This window comes from Eisenbergiella sp. OF01-20, assembly GCF_003478085.1.
Lineage (GTDB): Bacteria > Bacillota > Clostridia > Lachnospirales > Lachnospiraceae > Eisenbergiella.
In genome coordinates this window covers 1-19,672 of sequence record NZ_QUES01000012.1, presented here as the reverse complement: position 1 = coordinate 19,672, position 19,672 = coordinate 1, and the positions used below count along the sequence as shown (strand labels likewise).

The 19,672-nt window shown below is 49.1% G+C and carries 19 protein-coding genes; 4 read left to right on the top strand and 15 right to left on the bottom strand.

The genetic code is table 11. The features are described from left to right. Nucleotides 1-118: 118 nt before the first annotated feature. The 7 genes from DXA36_RS15095 to DXA36_RS15065 all read right to left on the bottom strand — a co-directional run bounded on the left by DXA36_RS15095 (nucleotide 119) and on the right by DXA36_RS15065 (nucleotide 9,210). Nucleotides 119-1,774: a galactose/methyl galactoside ABC transporter permease MglC gene (locus DXA36_RS15095; RefSeq protein WP_118680353.1), complete on the bottom strand. Its 1,656-nt coding sequence runs from the start codon at nucleotides 1,772-1,774 to the stop codon at nucleotides 119-121. A gap of 16 nt (nucleotides 1,775-1,790) precedes the next feature. Continuing rightward, on the bottom strand, nucleotides 1,791-3,299 hold the full coding sequence (locus DXA36_RS15090; protein ID WP_118680352.1) for a sugar ABC transporter ATP-binding protein: 1,509 nt from the start codon (nucleotides 3,297-3,299) through the stop codon (nucleotides 1,791-1,793). A gap of 102 nt (nucleotides 3,300-3,401) precedes the next feature. Continuing rightward, nucleotides 3,402-4,760: a substrate-binding domain-containing protein gene (locus tag DXA36_RS15085; RefSeq protein ID WP_118680351.1), complete on the bottom strand. Its 1,359-nt coding sequence runs from the start codon at nucleotides 4,758-4,760 to the stop codon at nucleotides 3,402-3,404. Between the two features lie 278 nt (nucleotides 4,761-5,038). Then, nucleotides 5,039-5,350, bottom strand: coding sequence for a DUF1540 domain-containing protein (locus DXA36_RS15080; protein ID WP_118680350.1), 312 nt, complete (start codon nucleotides 5,348-5,350; stop codon nucleotides 5,039-5,041). Nucleotides 5,351-5,448: 98 nt separating this feature from the next. Beyond that, nucleotides 5,449-7,014: a glycosyltransferase family 39 protein gene (locus DXA36_RS15075; protein ID WP_118680349.1), complete on the bottom strand. Its 1,566-nt coding sequence runs from the start codon at nucleotides 7,012-7,014 to the stop codon at nucleotides 5,449-5,451. Then, nucleotides 7,004-8,953, bottom strand: coding sequence for a threonine--tRNA ligase (thrS, locus tag DXA36_RS15070; RefSeq protein WP_118680348.1), 1,950 nt, complete (start codon nucleotides 8,951-8,953; stop codon nucleotides 7,004-7,006). Before thrS ends, DXA36_RS15075 begins: the two co-directional genes overlap by 11 nt. A gap of 2 nt (nucleotides 8,954-8,955) precedes the next feature. Then, on the bottom strand, nucleotides 8,956-9,210 hold the full coding sequence (locus DXA36_RS15065; RefSeq protein WP_118680347.1) for a hypothetical protein: 255 nt from the start codon (nucleotides 9,208-9,210) through the stop codon (nucleotides 8,956-8,958). Between the two features lie 425 nt (nucleotides 9,211-9,635). Here DXA36_RS15065 and ftsH point away from each other — a divergent pair, with 425 nt between their 5' ends. Continuing rightward, entirely contained in the window at nucleotides 9,636-11,489 is a 1,854-nt protein-coding gene (gene ftsH / locus DXA36_RS15055; protein ID WP_118680345.1) for an ATP-dependent zinc metalloprotease FtsH, read from the top strand. A gap of 58 nt (nucleotides 11,490-11,547) precedes the next feature. Here the strand turns inward: ftsH and DXA36_RS15050 are convergent, their stop codons facing one another. The 8 genes from DXA36_RS15050 to DXA36_RS32945 all read right to left on the bottom strand — a co-directional run bounded on the left by DXA36_RS15050 (nucleotide 11,548) and on the right by DXA36_RS32945 (nucleotide 17,585). Further along, nucleotides 11,548-12,393, bottom strand: a complete 846-nt coding sequence (locus tag DXA36_RS15050) for a response regulator transcription factor (RefSeq protein ID WP_118680485.1) — start codon at nucleotides 12,391-12,393, stop codon at nucleotides 11,548-11,550. A gap of 191 nt (nucleotides 12,394-12,584) precedes the next feature. Next, the gene (locus DXA36_RS15045; RefSeq protein ID WP_118680344.1) at nucleotides 12,585-13,442 is read right to left on the bottom strand and encodes a carbohydrate ABC transporter permease; all 858 of its coding nucleotides are present in this window, start codon (nucleotides 13,440-13,442) and stop codon (nucleotides 12,585-12,587) included. 35 nt (nucleotides 13,443-13,477) lie between these two features. Next, nucleotides 13,478-14,353: a carbohydrate ABC transporter permease gene (locus tag DXA36_RS15040; RefSeq protein ID WP_118680343.1), complete on the bottom strand. Its 876-nt coding sequence runs from the start codon at nucleotides 14,351-14,353 to the stop codon at nucleotides 13,478-13,480. Nucleotides 14,354-14,831: 478 nt separating this feature from the next. Beyond that, nucleotides 14,832-15,218 (bottom strand): hypothetical protein, encoded by a 387-nt coding sequence (locus DXA36_RS15030; RefSeq protein ID WP_055080834.1) that lies wholly within the window; start codon nucleotides 15,216-15,218, stop codon nucleotides 14,832-14,834. 266 nt (nucleotides 15,219-15,484) lie between these two features. Continuing rightward, entirely contained in the window at nucleotides 15,485-15,898 is a 414-nt protein-coding gene (locus DXA36_RS15025; protein WP_002566031.1) for a hypothetical protein, read from the bottom strand. Nucleotides 15,899-15,936: 38 nt separating this feature from the next. Next, entirely contained in the window at nucleotides 15,937-16,737 is an 801-nt protein-coding gene (locus DXA36_RS15020) for a helix-turn-helix domain-containing protein (protein ID WP_118680342.1), read from the bottom strand. Nucleotides 16,738-16,820: 83 nt separating this feature from the next. Continuing rightward, the gene (locus tag DXA36_RS15015) at nucleotides 16,821-17,210 is read right to left on the bottom strand and encodes a hypothetical protein (RefSeq protein ID WP_002566029.1); all 390 of its coding nucleotides are present in this window, start codon (nucleotides 17,208-17,210) and stop codon (nucleotides 16,821-16,823) included. 195 nt (nucleotides 17,211-17,405) lie between these two features. After that, nucleotides 17,406-17,585 carry a hypothetical protein gene (locus DXA36_RS32945; protein WP_182479090.1) on the bottom strand — a complete coding sequence of 60 codons (180 nt, stop codon included), beginning with the start codon at nucleotides 17,583-17,585 and terminating at the stop codon, nucleotides 17,406-17,408. 129 nt (nucleotides 17,586-17,714) lie between these two features. Between DXA36_RS32945 and DXA36_RS15010 the strand changes: the two genes are divergently transcribed. The 3 genes from DXA36_RS15010 to mobV form a co-directional block, all read left to right on the top strand. Next, complete coding sequence (locus DXA36_RS15010) at nucleotides 17,715-18,128, top strand: cysteine-rich VLP protein (RefSeq protein WP_118680484.1); 414 nt, start codon at nucleotides 17,715-17,717, stop codon at nucleotides 18,126-18,128. Between the two features lie 111 nt (nucleotides 18,129-18,239). Next, a complete protein-coding gene (locus DXA36_RS15005) occupies nucleotides 18,240-18,635 on the top strand; it encodes a replication initiator protein A (protein ID WP_118680341.1) in 396 nt (131 codons plus the stop codon). Nucleotides 18,636-18,818: 183 nt separating this feature from the next. Further along, on the top strand, nucleotides 18,819-19,672 hold an 854-nt coding region (gene mobV / locus DXA36_RS15000; RefSeq protein ID WP_118680483.1), incomplete at its 3' end, for a MobV family relaxase.

Genomic DNA, 19,672 nt, shown 5'->3' with positions numbered 1-19,672 from the left:
CCAAGTTATGTAAATGTCAGAGCCGGCCAGGCGGTACCCGCTTTTTTATCTATACCCCTGGCCGGTCATGCACGAAAAGAGCCAGAACTTCTTCCGGCTCTTTTTGCAGCATAAACCACTATTTTTTCTGCACATACTTCAGACAGTCAAGGGTTACCGCCGTAATGATGATAATGCCCTCAAATACGAACTGAAGGTTTGTGTCGATGCCAAGGATGGTGAGGGAATAGATGAGCACGGTAAAAATCAGGACACCGACTACCACGCCCGATATCTTGCCGATGCCGCCGGTGAAGGATACGCCGCCCACCACACAGGCTGCAATGGCGTCCATTTCCCAGCCCTGCCCATAGGCTGCCGATCCGGAGCCAACCATTCTGGCACACTCAAGCCATGAGCCGAAGCCGTACAGAATACCGGCCAGGATGAATGCCCCCATGGTTACGCCGAATACGGAAATACCGGATACGGCCGCGGCTTCCGGGTTCCCGCCCACTGCATACAGGTTTTTGCCGAAGGTGGTTTTATTCCAGATAAACCATACAATGACGATAGCCGCTACCGCCCAGAGAATGATTGTGGGGAACCCATTGAGTCTGGGGATTATCATTTTGGGGATTGACGGTTCAATGGCACCGAAGGACACCCCTTTTGTCGCATAGGTGACGAGGCCGAATATCACCAGCATATTTGACATCGTGGAGATAAAAGGATGCATTTTAAATTTAGCGGTAAAAAAGCCGCCGATGGCTGTAAAGAAGGTACACAGAAGTATACACATCACCAGCGCAAATATCACCCGCAGGCCGACAGGCATGGCTGTAAAGTCAAACACATGGCCGAAAACCGCACCCGTATTGATTCCCTGATGCATGATGATGGTTGCGGTGGTCATACCCATACCAACCATACGCCCGATAGAAAGATCCGTACCGGTAAGGAGGATGAGGCCTGCCACGCCAAGGGCAAGAAACATTCTCGGGGAAGCCTGCTGGAGAATATTTAAAATATTATTATAGGTAAGCAGAGGAACGTGCTTTACGATGGGTGTCGCCACGCATAACGCGATAAAAATCAGGATGATTGCGATATACAGCCCATTCTGCAGCAGAAATGTCCTGCGGTTAAAGGTATACTTATAATTCTCCCATTTCTGCGCCCTTCTGTCCAGAAACGTGAATTTTGACATACGCAGCATATCGATCAGATGATATTTCCAGACATATGCTGCATGCCTTCTGTCCTTGATCTGCGCCAGCTCCTTTTCCAGCTCCATTTTGGCATCAAAGCGGCGGTTCTTATACACATATTTTTCGTTTTTTATCTCCTTGCGATCGGATAGCTTTGTAAGTGTATTCCTATGCTCCTGCTCCAGCATCGCCATATTATCCGCATATTTTCTCCGGGCAAGCTCTTTTTCCTGCGCGCAGCTTCCTTTCACCGCCTGGTAATAGTCCTTGTCAAAATGCGCCTTCAGATAAGCCTCAGCCTTTGCCGTCAGCCCGGATATCTTTTCTTTATTCTTATCCTCCACCGCCTTCGCTTTATTCAGGGATGTCCTGATATTGGCAGTCCTTACCGCCTTTTCTTCCTTCGTAAGGGCGTGGTCCCTCTTTACTGCATCCATTTCATTTTGAAGGGAAACCACCATGTTTGATCCGTCCGCTCTGAGGCTGTCTATTTCTTCCTGAATCCCGCCCACATAGTCCTCAATAGGCTTGCGCAGCTGCATTTCCTGTTCCGCCGTAAGGGTTTTACTATTTATATTATCCATATCACAATCTCCCCCATTATAGGTATTTTGCACTGAGTCTCAACAGCTCTTCCTGGTTTGTCTCTTTTGTATTGACAATTCCGGACAGCCGGCCGTTTGACATAACTCCAATACGGTTGGTAATTCCCAGGATTTCCGGCATTTCAGAAGAAACAACAAGGACCGTCTTTCCCTGCTTCGCCATATTGATGATCAGTTCATATATTTCGTATTTCGCACCCACATCGATTCCTCTTGTAGGTTCATCCATCATGAATACCCGGGGTTCGCGCTCCAGCCATTTCCCGAAGATAACCTTCTGCTGATTGCCGCCGGAAAGGCTGGAAATCATGTCATCCGGCCCCATACATTTGGTATGCATGATTTTGATCTCTTTTCCGGTGGCCTTAATCATCTTTGCATCCGAAAGCGCCGGACCGGTCTTATACTGTTCCAGATTAGCAATCGTGGTATTAAAAGTAAGATCCCCCTTCAGGAACAGCCCGTTGGCCTTACGTTCTTCCGTAATCATGGCGAAACCATGTTCCATGGCCTCCCTGGCACTGTTGAAATTCATAAGGCGGTTGTTGAAATATACCCGTCCTGCGGCTCTGGTCCGGACGCCGAAGATTGTCTCCAGAAGCTCCGTCCTGCCCGCTCCCACCAGGCCGTACAGCCCGAATATTTCCCCCTCTCTTACATCAAAGGAAACATCCTGCAGATGAGGCTCAAACTTGGTAGACAGGTTCTGGACGGACAGAATCACACCTTGGGGAACGTTGTCCACCGGAGGGAAACGGTTATCCAGGGAACGGCCCACCATGGCAGCAATCAGCTCGTTCATGTTCGCATCACCGGTACTTTTGGTCATTACCAGGTTTCCGTCCCGGAGAACGGATATCTCATCGCAGATCTCAAATATTTCATCCATTTTATGGGATATATATATCAGGGCGATTCCCTGCTTTTTCAGCATCCGCATCATTTCGAAGAGCTTATCAACCTCCTGTACCGTCAATGAGGATGTTGGTTCATCCAGGACAATCACTCTGGAATTATAGGAAATAGCTTTGGCTATTTCGCACATCTGCCTCTGTGATACGGACATATTCCGCATGGGCTGGGTGAGGTTAACCGTCATGCCCAGTTTCCGGAATAGCTCGGAGGCTTCTTTTTTCATTCTGCCTTCGTCAACGATCCCCATGGAATTCACAGGGTAACGTCCGAGGAACAGATTATCGACCACATTCCGTTCCAGGCACTGATTCAGTTCCTGATGGACCATGGCAATGCCGTTCTCAAGCGCGTCCTTGGGACCGGAAAAGCTCACTTCCTTACCATTCAGGAATATCGTTCCCTCATCCTTCTGGTATGTACCGAAAAGGCACTTCATCATGGTCGACTTACCGGCTCCGTTTTCTCCCATAAGGCCCATGACGGTTCCGCTTTTTACATCCAGGCTGATGCGGTCCAGAACCCTGTTTCGGCCAAAGGACTTGCTCATGCCGCGTATGGATAAGACGATATCATCTTTCTTATCTGCCATATTCTTTACTCCTCTGCTATAAAAATACCTGCTTCCCAACAGAGATTATCAGGGAGAATTTCTTCTCCCTGATAACCTGCCCGGCTTTCCTTTCCATGAATATTACTGATCAAGCAAGGATGTATAAGATGCTGCATTATCTGTCTTAACCATGTTGATGGCAAATGCATCATACTGGCTGGGGTTGCCGAGACGGTTGGTAATATTGGACTCCGTCTGTCCGTCGCCGCCTATGTAATCCACATCAAGGTTGAGGAGCTTATCATATTTCTGGAGAAGCGGCTGATAGGTGGATCCCAGGAAGTTATCGGAGGAATTGTAAATATTCAGCCATACCTTCTTTACAGGGCTTGTGCTCTCGTCCAGCTGATTGGATACCGGCGCGAAAACCATGGTGGAATCTGTGAAATCCTTATAGTTGTCTGCAGTAACCGCAACATTCAGTGCATAGTAGGAACGCTCTTCTTCTCTGTAAACATATACGTCATCACTGAGGACATTTCCCGCCGCATCTGCCGTGGCGATACCTGTGTTAATATCCACTCCGTCAAGGGCGTTACGCAGAACACGCAGGGTCAGGTATGCCTGTACATCCGCATGCTGGCTGATGGTTCCGCCGTAGCCCTCTGCGATAGCGGCCACCGCGTCGCTGTTGGCATCATAACCAAAGGTGGGGACTTCGTTGTCCTTGGACCATGCGTTAAACATGGACATGCCCATACCATCGTTATTGGATACGACAACATCAATCTGATCGCCGAAGGAGGAGGACCATGTGCCTATGGCATTTCCTGCCGTAGCCGCATCCCATGTGGCTCCTGCCGAGTTCTTCATTTCCTGGGAAGCCAGCTCACGGACAATATATTTCTTTCCGTTTATTTCAAGAGTGCCGTCCTGTACGGCGGATGCCGTTCCGTCTGTATTGGTTCCCACCGGTTCGCTGTTAACATTGCCGTCTTTCTCAATGCCTGTACCCAGAGCCTTGCGGACACCTCTTGTACGTGCGATGGAATCGTTATGCCCGATATCGCCGATAGCGAGGACATAGCCGATGATGCCGTCACCATTGCGGTCAATGGCATCTATATTCTGCTCAATATAATCCTTTACCATGGTACCCTGCAGCTCCGCCCCCTGGTTAGCATCGAAGCCCACATAATAGGTATCCTTGTTATAATTCAAAGCCGTCATATCAAGCTGTCCGGTGGCACTGCTGGAGGGCTGGCGGTTAAACCATACCAGCGGTTTCTCCTTATTTGCCACGGTTCCTCCGTCAGCCGGCGCTGCTTCTTCCGCCGGAGCCGATGACTCCGCCGCTGCTGTTGTTTCCGCCCCTGAAGCCGTTGTTTCAGAACCTGCAGCCGATGCCCCCGCATCCGCAGGCTTCTCCCCGGAGCCGCAGGCGGCCAGGGAAAGGCTGAGCAGCAATGCCATTGTTATGCTACCTAATTTTCTTTTCATGTTTTTCTCCCTTCTGTTTAACGCAATTCAGTGTTGTTTGTTAATATCGATAGTTTATACAATATTTTTGCAATGTTATATAGAATATTTTTTGATTTTCATTGAATTTTCTATTTTTTCCAATAATTCATGCTGCAATTACAACATTTTTGCGGTCACTTTATCAGCATTTTTTCCAATATCCCTTATAAGCACACAAAAAAAGCAGCGGAAAAGTCTGTTATTTTCCAGACTTTTCCGCCGCTTTCCGAAGCTTTTACCTGCCTCTTGATGCAGTCTTATCTTTCCTTAAAGGTAGCACATGCAGTTTCTCTGCAGTCACATGCGCCGCAGCCCTTAATATCAACATGCTCCGCATAGCATTTGTAATTTGTGTTGAACACACATTTTACCGCTTCACAGTCAATGCTGATAGTCCTGCAGGGGTTCATGGAATTGGATGCACTGTCACCGCTTCTTTGTTTGAAGCTGTCACAACAAGTATCGTCTTCCTTCTGTGCACTTTTACCGCCAACCATGATATCGCCCTTGCAGCAGCACTTATCATTGTTATAGGTACAATTATCTACTCCGCACTTCAATTCTGCCATTTCTGGTCGCCTCCTGAAATCATATCAAATTAACCCTGTTACATGGTTCCAGAATTATTTTGTCTGATTTTCAGGAAAATATTCATACACGGCTGATTTCAATCCAATACACGGCTGATTGAGCGTTCCGCAGTTCCGGCGCTTCCTTCCAGCTCCAAACGGTATATATTAAACCAATACCGCTCCAGCAAACAGCTGTCTGCGGTTTCCACCGAAACAATCCCTTCCTGCGCCCATTCCTTCAGGATATCCTCTCTTGCGAGGCCGCTGCCGATAAACCATACCCGCTGCCCTTCCTGAAGCCTCCGGCGGATCCATTCCGTATCCTGCATGCCACGGATGTCCGGAAACATTTCCTTGATCAGAGTCTCCGGTTCTTTTCCATACAGATAGCTTTCCTGATCCATATAATAGCCCGCAACCGCCTGGACCTGATCAAAATTAAATAAAACGGCGTCCTCCTCTCCCAGCCGGGAAAGCTCCTCCAGCGTCCTGTCCATCTGGTCCTTTTTTACAAGCTCTCCCCTGGCAAAGGCAGAGTAATCCGCCGCCCCTGTAAACAGAAGCAGGGCCAGCGCCGGAACCAGCACCGCATTTTTTTTCTGCCTGCTCAGTAAGGAAGCGAAGCAGTACCAGAAGCAGCCCATGGACGGCAGCATATACCGGTAAATAAAAACCGGACGCATCAGGAAGGATACCGAAATTCCGAACAGGGCGGTTCCCGCTAAGATACACAGGCCGTAAAAGGCATACGCATCCTCCTCCGTCCGTCCGTCATCTTCTTTTCTTTTGATAAACGCAGCCGCAAGCATACCGGCAAGCAGGGCAAAAAGAAGCACCGCCACGGCATAATCCATCCATTGATACCCGGTGGAAGGCTTCAGTACAAACTTCACGCAGCCTCCGAAGCAGCTTAAGGTGAGGGGAAGGATCCAATAATTTTCACGGACCTGGGACACCTGCTCCACCGCCGCCGGCAGCCAGGGCAGATAGGCCAGGACAGAAATCCCCGCGCACAGCAGCCATGTCAGCAGGCACTTCACCCGGGTTTCCTCTTTTCTTATATACAGAAGCACGGCCAGACCCAGATACAGCACCACAGCGGATACCGCGGCAAAATAATGGGTATAAGCCGCACAGATCCCATACACGGTTAAAGCCGCCCAGTGCTTTTTCCCGCCGTTTTCCAGAATGGCTCCCCCATGCAGGAAAGCAGCGGTGACAAAAAACAGGGCGAACCCGTACATCCGCACTTCCGTCGTATAATTGGCCATCTGCGGCATGGCAAGAATGCAGAAGGAAAACAGGCCTGAACACAGCCAACCTTTTTTACGCAGGAATACAAAGGAATACCCCAGAATCCCCATATAGGGAAGAACCGACACCACCTTGCTTATGATTACCGCATTGGCGGAGGGTACAAAAAGCTGACAGAAATCCACCGCCATTTTTACCAGAAAATAATAAAGCGGCGGGTGCACATCCCTGGCTGCCAGGGATATCATACGCCCCACAGGCTGGCTGATAAAGCCCTCCGTAAAAAGCTCATCATACCAGATATCACTGCCCAGACACAGATACAGGCTGTATAGTATCATTCCGCAGGCGAGTGCAGACAGCAAGATCCCTGCTATCTGCCTTCCTTGTTTTCCTTCATTCTTCATTTTTCCGGATTTCCCTGGTTCTGATCTCTTTACTAATATCATTGATAAACACATCCAGAGCTTTTACGCCTTCGTCTCCTGCAAAACGGCTCCTTACCGATACCGTGCCGTCTTCCTCTTCCTTCTGTCCCACAACCAGCATGTAAGGAAGCTTATCCAGTCTGGCCTGGCGGATTTTATAGCCGATCTTTTCGGAACGACTGTCCACCGTGCTCAGGATACCGTTACCTGTAAGCGCTGCGTTTACTTTCTGTGCATACGCCTCATATTTCTCGGAAATAGGAAGCACGCGCACCTGTTCCGGGCACAGCCAGGTGGGGAACTTGCCCTCGTATTTTTCAATCAGCCAGGCCAGCGTCCTCTCATAACAGCCCATGGAGGTCCTGTGGATGATATAAGGGCGCTTCTTTTCCCCGTCGGCATCAATGTAAGTCATGTCAAACCTCTCCGCCAGGAACATATCCAGCTGGATGGTGATCATGGTATCTTCCTTGCCGTACACATTCTTCGCCTGGATATCCAGCTTCGGGCCGTAGAAAGCGGCTTCGCCGTCCTCCTCGGTAAATTCGATGCCGATATGGTTCAGGATGTCACGCATCATATTCTGGACGTAATCCCAGGTTTGCGCATCTCCCAGATACTTTTCCTTATTGTTGGGATCCCATTTGGAAAGGCGGTAGGTCACATCCTCCTCCAGCCCCAGCGTAGTCAGGCAGTATTTTGCCAGATCCACACAGCCCCGGAATTCCTCTTCGATCTGATCCGGCCTGACGATCAGATGGCCTTCGGAAATGGTGAACTGGCGTACCCGGGTAAGCCCGTGCATTTCCCCGGATTCCTCATTCCGGAAAAGTGTGGAGGTCTCCCCGTAACGGCAGGGCAGATCCCGGTAGGATTTCTGGCTCTGCTTATAGACATAATACTGGAACGGACACGTCATGGGACGCAGGGCGAATACCTCTTCCTCTTCCTTTTCCTCGTCACCCAGCACGAACATGCCTTCCTTATAATGATTCCAGTGATCCGAAATAATATACAGATCTTTTTTAGCCATCAGAGGGGTTTTGGTCCTCATATAACCTCTCTTCTCTTCCTCATCCTCAATCCAGCGCTGCAGCGTCTGGATCATTTTGGCTCCCTTGGGCATCAGCAGGGGAAGTCCCTGTCCGATAACATCAACCGTTGCGAACAGCTCCATCTCCCGTCCCAGCTTATTGTGATCCCGGTTTTTGATATTATCCAGATATTCCAGATAATCCGCCAGCTCCTCCTTGGAGTTGAAAGCGGTACCGTATATCCTCTGCAGCATGTCCTTGTTGGAATCGCCTCTCCAGTAAGCGCCGGAGGAGGAAGTGAGCTTGAATGCCTTGATTCCTTTCGTACTCATCAGATGAGGGCCTGCACACAGATCCGTGAAATCGCCCTGTCTGTAAAAGGAGATTTCCGCATCCTCGGGCAGATCCCGGATCAGCTCCACTTTATAAGGCTCCCCTTTTTCTTCCATAAAAGAAATGGCTTCCTGCCGGGGAAGGGTAAAACGTTCCAGCTTTTCTCCCTTTTTGATGATTTTCTTCATCTCCGCTTCCAGCTTGTCCAGATCCTCCCTGGAAAAAGGTTCGTGCCCGAAATCGTAATAGAATCCGTTTTCAATGCTTGGCCCGATTGCCAGCTTTGCCTCCGGGAAAACATGCTTCATCGCCTGGGCCAGCACATGGGAAGTTGTGTGGCGCACAACAGTAAGCCCCTCTTTATCCCTTGCCGTGAGGATAGAAAGCTCACAATCCTCCGTAAGCACCGTACGCAGATCCTCCACCTTCCCGTTCACCATTCCGGCGCAGGCTGCCCTGGCAAGTCCTTCGCTGATATCTCCTGCGATATCAATAATGCTTCTGCCTTCCGTATATTCCTTAAACGATCCGTCCTTTAAAGTGATTTTCATTTTTACGCTTCTTCTCCTTTGCTTTGCTCCTCATCCATTCCGGTATACACATCATTCCCCGCAATGACCAGGCCTTTTTTAATGGGCGCCCAGATGAAGCCGATAATGATTCCCAGCAAAAGGCTGATTCCCAGAAGAAGTCCCAGCTCCATATTGGACAGGCCATTGGAAGAATCCAGCTTCTCCTTTACCTTCTGTGCACCATCCTTTGTCACATTCTTGATTTCGTTCCAATCATATTCACCGATTCCACGCATATTCCGACTCCTTTTTTTGTTTCAGGCGGCTCTGTTTCCCGCCGGCCTGCTGCAGGCGGCTAAAAAAAGCGCCCCCCATATCTTATCCAGTCCGGCTGGGATACAAGGGACGAACTCCGCATTTCCGCCCTGATTGTCCTTTTGTTCCGTAACCGTTCCGTTATGCCTGAACCGCTACATTGCTTTCCAACTCCGGCACAAAAAGCGCCATATAGCTGTATTTTAGTCTACTTACTGCCGGATGTAAAGTACTTTTTTGCCCGCGCCCGCGGCCGGTAACCGTTCAGACGGCCTCCTGCGCCCCTTCGGATATGAAAAAAGAATAAATTATATGAAATAATCCTGTGCCGTGTTGACTTCCCCAAAAAAGGGTATATATAATTGTCATATACGGATACTACCAGTCGAAAAGGAGCGGAAATATCATGCAAGAAGTAAAACCTCCCAAGAAACCACTGCTATATTATTACTGCATCGCAATGCTTGTCCTGCTGGTCCTGAACGCCTTTCTTTTTCCCCGGCTGATGTCGGCCCAGGTAGAGGAAGTGGGCTATAACACGTTCATGGAAATGATGGAAAACAAAGAGATTGCACAGGTGCAGATCGAAAGCAGCCAAATTATCTTTTCGGATAAAAATTCACCGACCGGCTATTATAAGACAGGCCCTATGGAAGATCCTGCCCTTGTGGACCGTCTTTATGCATCCGGAGCCACCTTTGGAACGGAAATCGTAAAGCAGCAGCCCTTCCTCGTCACCTTCCTGCTGACCTGGATCCTTCCTATTATTGTCATGGTTGCCATCGGGCAGTTCGTGATGCGCAAAATGATGAAGAGCGGCGGCGGGATGAATTCCATGTCCTTCGGCAAGAGCAATGCCAAGGTGTACGTCCAGTCCGAAACAGGGATTAAATTCGCGGACGTGGCCGGGGAGGATGAAGCGAAGGAGGTGCTTTCCGAGCTGGTTGATTATCTCCACGATCCTAATAAATATCAGGAAATCGGCGCGTCTATGCCCAAAGGGGCCTTGCTTGTCGGCCCTCCCGGAACCGGTAAAACCCTGCTGGCAAAGGCAGTTGCCGGGGAGGCAAACGTCCCCTTCTTTTCCATATCCGGTTCGGAATTCGTGGAAATGTTCGTGGGAGCCGGCGCCGCCAAGGTGCGGGATCTGTTTAAGCAGGCCAATGAAAAAGCGCCTTGTATCGTATTTATCGACGAAATCGATACCATCGGGAAAAAACGTGACGGCAGCGGTTTTTCCGGAAATGATGAACGGGAACAGACATTGAACCAGCTGCTGACGGAAATGGACGGTTTTTCCAGTAACAACGGCGTGCTGATCCTGGCTGCCACCAACCGTCCGGAATCGCTGGATCCCGCGCTGCTGCGCCCGGGCCGTTTTGACCGCCGCGTGCCGGTGGAGCTTCCGGATCTGAACGGCCGCATATCTATCCTGAAGGTACATGCCCAGAAGGTAAAACTGGGAGATAATGTGGATTTCAAAGCGATTGCCCGTATGGCTGCCGGCGCTTCCGGTGCGGAACTGGCAAATATGGTTAATGAAGCCGCCCTGAGTGCCGTGCGCGCCGGACGTAAATTCGTCACACAGACGGATCTGGAAGAAAGTGTGGAGGTGGTCATCGCCGGCTACCAGAAAAAGGACCGGCTGCTAAACGACAAAGAAAAAATGATCGTTTCCTACCATGAGATCGGCCACGCCCTTGTTGCGGCCAAGCAGACCGATTCCGCCCCGGTTACCAAGATTACCATCATCCCCCGTACCTCCGGCGCCCTGGGTTATACCATGCAGGTGGATCAGGGGGATCAGTACCTGCTGAGTAAGGAAGAGCTGGAAAACAAAATCGCCACCTTCTGCGGCGGCCGTGCCGCGGAGGAGCTTATTTTCCACAGCATCACCACCGGTGCAAGCAACGACATCGAACAAGCCACCAAGCTGGCCAGGGCCTGCATCACACGCTACGGCATGTCGGAGGACTTCGATATGGTGGCCCTGGAAACCGTCACCAACCAGTATCTGGGAGGCGACTCCTCCCTCGCCTGTTCCCAGCAGACCGCCGCTGAGATCGACCGGCTGGTGGTAGGTATGGTGAAAAAAGAACATGCCAAAGCCTGTGACATCCTGAACAGCAATATCGGAAAGCTGCATGAGCTGGCAAAATTCCTGTATGAAAAGGAAACCATTACCGGGGATGAATTTATGGAAATCCTCAATGCGCCCCGGCGGATCCCTGCTGAAACCAACGGAACAATACCCGGATAAAAAAGAGAGGGCGGCCTGTTTTTATGGTACCAAAAAACAGGCCGCCCTTTCTATATCCTCATCCCAGCTTCGTATTCCGGTATTCATTTGCCGATATCCCCACCTGCTTTTTGAATACCCTGGAAAAATGGGCCATATCCAGAAAACCCACCTCCTCCGCAATATCCCCGATACGCAAAGCAGGCTCCTTGAGCAGCTCCTTTGCTTTTTCAATCCTGACATTGTTCAGGATTTCGGAAAAATTCTGTCCCGTATGCTTATTCAGCAGCTTGCTCAGATGCCACTGGCTCACATAAATTTGATCCGCCACATCCGAAAGCTTCAGCTTCTCCGTATAATTGGCCTCAATATATGCCAGGGCATTCTTGACGATAAAACAGCTGGCCGGGCTGTCCGTCTCCTCCCCCTCTCTGCCTTCCCCGGAAGCGTCTTCTTCCCTGCCGTTTTCCTCCGGCGTATGTACAGGCTGCGTTTTCGGAATCTCTCCCTTTGCCGCGTCCGCCTCTTCTTCGTGCCCCGTAATCCCCTGCCTTTCCAGGTTCTCAATCATAACACGGATCGCTTCCTCCAGCTCATCCATTTTAGATGGCTTTAACAGGAAACGGGTCACCCCCAGACGGATAGCCTGCTGGGCATAATCAAAATCCCGGAAGCCGGTAAGTATGGTAATCTGCATATGCCCGAATTCCGATTTCATGCCGGCGATCATCGTTAGACCGTCGATGCCGGGCATACAGATATCCGAAATCAGGATATCCGGCTTCTGTTCCCGGATCAGCATCATCCCCTCCTGCCCGTCCCCGGCTGTCCCCACCACCCGGCAGTTATAGTTTTCCCACGGAATTGTCCTGGTAAGCCCTCTGACAATAACCGGTTCATCATCCACAATTGCAACCTTATACATAATTTCTCCCCCCGGAGCCTTTCTGCTCCGTGCCCCGCCGCGGGCCTTTGTTTTGGACTGTTCCATGCCATACGCTTTATCATTATACCATAAACGGCCAAAAACGGAAAGTGCTCCGACAAGAAACACTTTCCGCATTTTTCTTATTTATTAACCGTACAGACCTGCCGGTCCTGACACATGTACATTCATCAGCCTTTGATAGCACCCGCCGTCATTCCTTTGATGATGTACTTCTGCAGACAGACGTAAACCACAATCAGCGGCACCACGATAAGGGAAACTGCCGCGGCCATCAGGCCGTAATCCGTACCCTGCCTGCCGGAAATCTCATTCAGCAGCCTGGTTATCGCCCAATGATTGGGGAAACGCAGGAAGAAGGTCTGGGTAAACAGGTCGTTATAGCTCCACAGGAAGCTGAAAATACCAACCGTGGCAAAGGAGGGCTTTGTCAGCGGCATGATCACCTTGAAAAAAATCTGATAGGCGTTGCAGCCTTCCATGTAGGCGGCCTCTTCCAGTTCCACCGGCAGTCCCTTGATATAGCCGGACAGCACCACTATGGCAAAGGCCAGGTTCCCGGCTATCTGCGGCAGCGCACAGGACAGCAGGGCGAGCCAGAGATTATTGGTATTCACGATTCCCCAACCGGATTCCATACGGAACACCGGGATGATGGTTGCGAATACGGGAAACATCATTGCGGCTATCACGAGGCTGTTCATCAGGTCACTGCCTCTGAATTTGTAACGTACCAGCGCATAGGAAGCCAAACCTGCAAAGAGGATAACCACCACCGCCACCGTACAGGAAATGAGCAGGCTGTTCCGGTACGCCGTAAAAATACTGAATTTATTGATTGCCTTTTCGTAATTATCCAGTGTGAACAGGCTGCCCAGCGGAAAGGCAAAGGAATTGGAGACAATCTGTTTTTTATCCTTGAAGGAATTCATTACCACCCATACCAGCGGATAAATCGTAGTCAATGCCCATATAACAAGAAGCAGATACACAAAAGGCATTCCTATGGAAAACTTCTTCTTTTTCATCTATGCTCCCATCTGCGCGTCACAGCGCCTTACTCTTAATAATCTTTTTCCCTGAAAATCATATTGACCACCTTGGAAAGAATAATCCCCAGGATTACGATAACAATCGCTACCGTACAGCTATAGTCAATATCTTTTCCCTGGAAAGCCCAATAGTACATGTAGGTGCCGGTCAGCCAGGTCTCACCCATCGGCATACCGTTGGGAAGCATAACCCAGGGCAGGTCGAATACCTTCAGCGCGCCTGTTACAGCCAGAATGCTGCAGGTACAGATAACGTTATGCAGCAGGGGCAGGGATATGTATCTCACCTTCTGCCAGGTTGTGGCGCCGTCAATCGCCGCCGATTCATATAATTCATCCGAAATATTGTTAAGTCCCGTCAGCAGGATAATAAAGTAAAATCCCACATACTGCCACATTACCGGAACCATCATAGTCACCATCGCATGGGCCGAATCCTTCCAGTCCGTTAACTTCGTTGCTCCGAACATTTCCAGAAACTGATTCAGCATTCCTTTGTCGTACAGGAAAATCAGGTTGAACAAAAGGCCGAGGGCCGTAGCGGATACCACAATAGGGAAGAAGTAAACGATTCGGAAAAACTTGGCTCCCCTTTTGATATTATCCACCATGAGGGAAAGAACCAAGGCTATCCCCACCTGGCCTAAAAGCGTTACCACTATCATAATAAGCGTGTTTTTCATGGCGATTCCCATGTTTTTATCGGTAAACAGCTTTGCATAATTCTTATAAATCGGGTCATTCCATCCTTTTGCAGGCGCTCCCAAATCCTTGATAATCTGGAAGCTGTTCAAGATGTTTCTGAGAAACGGGTAAAACAGATACAGCGCCAGAAAAAGAAAAGCCGGGAAAAGGAAGAAAAAGACAGGTTTTTTATTTTTATAGATATTTAGGTCAGTTTACAAGGAACTACACGCAGACCACGAAACGGGGGCTGCTGACAACAAATAAAGGCTGAATATCAAGCACCGGGGAAGTGCGAGATATTCAGCCTGTTTTGTTGTCTGGGGTTTCCAAAGGGGCTTGCCCCTTGGCACACGACTTTGCTTGCAAAGTGTAGTGTGTTATACGCTCTGTCGGCGTTGCTGCGAAAATGAGGTTGCCGCCGGGTCGGGCAAGGGCATTTGAAGCAGCAGAAAAACAGGGCTGTGATTGCGTGTCGTGGAGCCGCAAGCGCAGGGCTGGTTTCGTCAGCAGACAGGGCGTATATGAAAGCCCCCGGTCCTCGTCCCACGCCGGACTTCGGGACAAAATGTCCCGAACTTGTGGACACACTCACAAAAAAGCAAACAGATTTTTCTCTCAAAATTGGAATGGGCGGGGAAGCCATTTTAGGGCTTTGCTATCTCCCTGATAAATGAGAAGTTAAGTTTCGTCCATATATATTTTTACCTCGATGTATTCATGATTTCTTGCATAAGCAAACGACGCTGATTTTCTGATATAGTCAAATATATTTTCGTCTAAATCTTCGTCCCATGTTGTTTCGCTGAAAATTTTATTTTCAGCGGTTGGCTTATACAAGATGACTACATGGATTTGATAAAACTCTTCATCATCATTTGAAAACTGTCGAACTAATGAAATTTGAAAAAATGGTTCTTTTGAAAAAGCAGTAAATGTTCCGGTTTCAAATAAAACCATATCTTCTTCAAGCGGTGTGCTGCACATCTGCTCAAAAACATCAACTATTTCTTCCACAGACATTTTATCCGTTATCTTATCTTCTAAAAACTTAATCAAGTTCTCCATTGATTTTCCTCCTGTAAATTCTTATTTATTGTTCTCTACTTCCGTCCCCGCTGTGGATTTGGATTTTTCAGCAAATCTGACTTATCAGTTCTTAGAAATGGGCGGGAAGCCATTTTAGGGCTTTCCCGCCTTGATTGCCCATCAGCAAAGGCGGGCGGGGCTGTCAATGGCGGCGCATTTGTGCGCCGTTCATCTTGACCGTTGACTGGCTCGGCTGGCTTTGCTATTTTCCCGGTAAGTGAGAATGGGAATAGGTATGTATCATATTATTTTATCATAATTCCATCTGGCAAAATAATATCGCCATCATCTCCACTCACATCAAAAAATCCAACCTTGTGTTTTTGAGCTAAACTACGCATAAGTTCATACGCCTCGTCTGCCACCGACCAAGAAAACGCAGCGTAAATTACATTATACCCAATACTGTAATCAACCATATGCAACTCCAAATTTTCATCGTCATCAAGAGCATCGTCATTCGGTGCATATTCCCCATTCATGGGCGGGAATTTTTCTTTCATTTCCATAAACCAGTTTTGTAAAGCCGGAGAAGAAACACTAATCGTTTGGTAATCATGTTCTTCCTCCCATTCCATTTGCTTTTCATACCATGCCATAAACTCTTTTTTTGTGGTAGGTGCTTTTGTTCTCTCAAAAACCATCAAATCATAACTCATATTGATAACTCCTTTCAGATTTCTTGTTTATCGCTCTCTTATTTTCTCCCCCGCTGCGGGTTTGGATTTTTCAGCAAGTCCGACTTCTGTGCAATCTTTTTCAGCCACTTCTTTTCTTCCTCGGACAGCTTTTTCAAATTCAGCTTGAGCCGCTTACAGATAAACGCCAAAGCCGCTTGCTCCGGGTCGCTGTCTGGACTGGCAGTTTCCTCGGCGGTCTGCAAGAAATCTTCCAGCGGATTGTCCTCCGGAACGCTGAAAAAATCGTCCTTATGGGCTTCCCGCAGGTCAAGGGCTATCTTGTTTATGTCTTGCTGTATCACATAGCGGCAAAAGCTGTCATCGTCAATATGGGCGGCGACAAGCTGCCTTAACTGCGGGTCAGACAAGCCGGGATTGTGCTGCTTCATAATGGTTGCGCTCATGGCATCCACTATGGCGTTTGCGGCCTGCACCTGCTTCACCGCCACGCCGTTCACATAGATTTCAAGGTCAGCCATCAGCCGGGGGAAATCCGGGTGTACCGCCAGCTCACACAAGAGGGAATTATCCACCCGCCCACTTTTCAATAGTTCAATCATATCATCACTCAAACGCAGGTCTGCAAGATCGGCGTTTGGGTGATTTCTTGTTTGGGACAGCCCCAGCAGATAATCGGCAGTCACGCCGTAAAACTTCGCCAGCTTGATAATGGCATAGTGGCTGATGTCCTTGAAGTCCTTTGCTTCATAACTGCCCAGTGCAGACTTGGAGAGATTTACCTGTTCCTCAAGCTGCTCCAGCGTCAGCCCACGCTCCACACGCAGGTCTTTCAATCGTTCTTGTATGGATAGTTCCATGCTCCCCCTCCTTGTCTGCTTGATAGTCAAAAATATTTCTAATTTTCTCGCAGATAATTCACTGATATTGTCAACTGCTCATTTTACTCGGTAGCACAAAGCTCATTCATTTTTGGAATCAGTAATTTATCCATCCACTGACAAACAATCTCAAAGGTATTATCAATTTTTTCTTCATTTCCTATGTCAAGATATATTTCATTGTCTCTTAAACTGTAAAACAGCGGTTGTGTGTTGAGGTCTGGTTTGGCATAACCATAAGGGTCGTATGGACGAGTGTTGATTATATAGCAAACCTCTATACTTATGCTATCCTTTGTGTTCCCGCCGAATGAGGAAAACGCAATCATATAGGTGAAATTTTTACTGTGCCTCGTAAGTGTTTTGTCAGATTTTTTATACTTAAAGCCTAAATGTCCGTACTTTCCTTGCAACTTGTTTCCAAGCATTTGCATTGCTTCGTTAAAGTTCATTGTGCCTCCTCCATTTTTCCATCGTGAAAATGAATATATCTTTTCAAATATCCATTTATAAAGGCTTTCCTATCTCCTATTTATCACTCATTATTTCTATTCTACCACAATTCCGAGAGCGTGGAAATAGAAAGTTTTCCGGGCTGATTTCCGACTTTATGGATATACGGGGCGGGCGGTCATTTAGGTGTAGACTTATCTTAGTTCATCGATGAGCCGCACCTTGAAAAATGAATGACCGTCCGAAAAGGAATACCCCGGCAGGGGAAGCACCGCTACGAGCCACTTCGGGACAAAATGTCCCGAAGTCCGGGGAGCGTGCCTCGTCGCCACAAGCTGCGTATCATTCGCTTCCGCCAAATGGCGAAAGCTCACTCGCTCCGCTGTGGCTCCTCTCCCCACAAAGTCCAACGACTTTTTGGGGGCCCCCGTTGGGAACACGCCGCAGGAATGGGGCAGGAAGCCTTTTTGGGGAGAACGGCAACAGAAAAATGGAGGGAACACATGAGAGAGAACCCATATAAACGACTGCCGCCCATAGAGCGCAAACCGGACGGCTCCCTCTACCGTATGACGCCGGCGCAGAGGAAACAGGCAAACAGCCTGATACGCCGGGAGTGCTGCTGTTGTGAGGGCGGCAACTGCATTTCCCTTGACGATGGGGACACCTGCACCTGCCCGCAGACGGTTTCTTTCTCGGTCTGCTGTAAGTGGTTCCGCTGGTCGGTCTTGCCGCTGGACGGAACGCTGGAAGCGGAGATTTTCCGGGATAAGGAGCTAAAACGCTGTGCGGTCTGCGGCAGAGTGTTCGTCCCAAAGTCCAACCGGGCAAAATACTGTCCCGACTGCGCAGCCAGAGTTCACAGGCGGCAGAAAACAGAAAGTGAACGGAAAAGGAGGTCTTGTGTGGACAGTTAGGGGCTGAAAAGTCCTTGATTTACAAGGCTTTGCAAGCACAGAACAGGGGCAGGCAATAGAAACTACCGTCTGCCCCCGGAAACGGGCTTCTAACCGTCCACAAAACACGATATGACAAACACTATTTATATCCATCAGCCGGAAAAGGCGGTCAGCTTTACCCGGCTTCCCAATTTCCTTTTTGAAGCCCCCACATTCACGCCACTGTCCAACGAAGCGAAGATACTGTACGCCTTTATCCTGCGCCGGACAGAACTATCCCGCAAGAACGGCTGGGCGGACGAATACGGGCGCATTTTCCTGTATTATCCAATCTGCGAGGTGGTCGCCCTGCTCCACTGTGGGCGGCAGAAAGCCGTCAATACCCTACGGGAATTGCAGTATGCGGGGCTGGTGGAGATCCAGAAGCAGGGCTGTGGAAAACCCAACTGCATTTACCCAAAATCCTACGAAGCGGTTCCAAACACCGACTTCAAGAAATCCGGTTATGGAACGCCGGAGGACTGAAAACCGCACTCCACAAGTACGATAATCAATCCTCTTGAAGTACGAAAACCAGACGGTATATAGAAATACAAAGATAAAAATATTGATTTATATTCTATCCATTTCCTTCCTATCCGAGATATTTTCTGCGGGATTTTCCTGTGGAGAAGTCCCGGAAAGGAACGGAATGGGGAAAGGAGTTTCATGGCACAACACGCAATTTTGCGATTTGAAAAGCACAAGGGCAATCCGGCAAGACCGTTGGAAGCCCATCACGAACGGCAAAAGGAACAGTATGCCAGCAATCCCGACATTGACACCAGCCGGAGCAAGTACAACTTCCATATCGTCAAGCCGGAGGGACGGTATTACCACTTCATTCAAAGCCGCATTGAACAGGCAGGCTGCCGGACACGCAGGGACAGCACCCGGTTTGTGGATACGCTGATTACCGCCAGTCCGGAATTTTTTAAGAAGAAGTCCCCAAAGGAGATACAGGAATTTTTCCAGAGGGCGGCTGATTTCTTAATCGGGCGGGTAGGGAAAGAAAACATCGTGTCGGCGGTGGTACACATGGACGAGAAAACGCCCCACCTGCATTTGACCTTTGTTCCGCTGACAAAGGACAACCGCCTGTGCGCCAAAGAAATCATCGGCAACCGGGCGAACCTGACGAAGTGGCAGGACGATTTCCACGCCTGTATGGTGGAGAAATATCCCGACTTGGAGCGTGGGGAAAGTGCCAGCAAGACAGGCAGGAAGCATATCCCCACCCGTTTGTTCAAGCAGGCGGTCAATCTCTCCAAACAGGCAAGAGCCATTGAAGCCACGCTGGACGGTATTACCCCGTTCAACGCCGGAAAGAAGAAAGAGGAAGCCCTCTCCCTGCTGAAAAAGTGGTTTCCGCAGATGGAGAATTTCTCCGGTCAGCTCAAAAAATACAAGGCCACAATAAACGACCTTTTAGCAGAAAATGAACAGTTGGAAGCCAGAGCAAAAGCCAGTGAAAAAGGCAAGATGAAAGATACGATGGAACGGGCAAAGCTGGAAAGCGAGCT

Bases quoted from the DNA above. Each gene is read 5' to 3' on its own strand.
- DXA36_RS15095 (WP_118680353.1), bottom strand. From the start codon at position 1,774: ATGGATAATATAAATAGTAAAACCCTTACGGCGGAACAGGAAATGCAG.
- DXA36_RS15090 (WP_118680352.1), bottom strand. From the start codon at position 3,299: ATGGCAGATAAGAAAGATGATATCGTCTTATCCATACGCGGCATGAGC.
- DXA36_RS15085 (WP_118680351.1), bottom strand. From the start codon at position 4,760: ATGAAAAGAAAATTAGGTAGCATAACAATGGCATTGCTGCTCAGCCTT.
- DXA36_RS15080 (WP_118680350.1), bottom strand. From the start codon at position 5,350: ATGGCAGAATTGAAGTGCGGAGTAGATAATTGTACCTATAACAATGAT.
- DXA36_RS15075 (WP_118680349.1), bottom strand. From the start codon at position 7,014: ATGAAGAATGAAGGAAAACAAGGAAGGCAGATAGCAGGGATCTTGCTG.
- thrS (WP_118680348.1), bottom strand. From the start codon at position 8,953: ATGAAAATCACTTTAAAGGACGGATCGTTTAAGGAATATACGGAAGGC.
- DXA36_RS15065 (WP_118680347.1), bottom strand. From the start codon at position 9,210: ATGCGTGGAATCGGTGAATATGATTGGAACGAAATCAAGAATGTGACA.
- ftsH (WP_118680345.1), top strand. From the start codon at position 9,636: ATGCAAGAAGTAAAACCTCCCAAGAAACCACTGCTATATTATTACTGC.
- DXA36_RS15050 (WP_118680485.1), bottom strand. From the start codon at position 12,393: ATGTATAAGGTTGCAATTGTGGATGATGAACCGGTTATTGTCAGAGGG.
- DXA36_RS15045 (WP_118680344.1), bottom strand. From the start codon at position 13,442: ATGAAAAAGAAGAAGTTTTCCATAGGAATGCCTTTTGTGTATCTGCTT.
- DXA36_RS15030 (WP_055080834.1), bottom strand. From the start codon at position 15,218: ATGGAGAACTTGATTAAGTTTTTAGAAGATAAGATAACGGATAAAATG.
- DXA36_RS15025 (WP_002566031.1), bottom strand. From the start codon at position 15,898: ATGAGTTATGATTTGATGGTTTTTGAGAGAACAAAAGCACCTACCACA.
- DXA36_RS15020 (WP_118680342.1), bottom strand. From the start codon at position 16,737: ATGGAACTATCCATACAAGAACGATTGAAAGACCTGCGTGTGGAGCGT.
- DXA36_RS15015 (WP_002566029.1), bottom strand. From the start codon at position 17,210: ATGAACTTTAACGAAGCAATGCAAATGCTTGGAAACAAGTTGCAAGGA.
- DXA36_RS15010 (WP_118680484.1), top strand. From the start codon at position 17,715: ATGAGAGAGAACCCATATAAACGACTGCCGCCCATAGAGCGCAAACCG.
- DXA36_RS15005 (WP_118680341.1), top strand. From the start codon at position 18,240: ATGACAAACACTATTTATATCCATCAGCCGGAAAAGGCGGTCAGCTTT.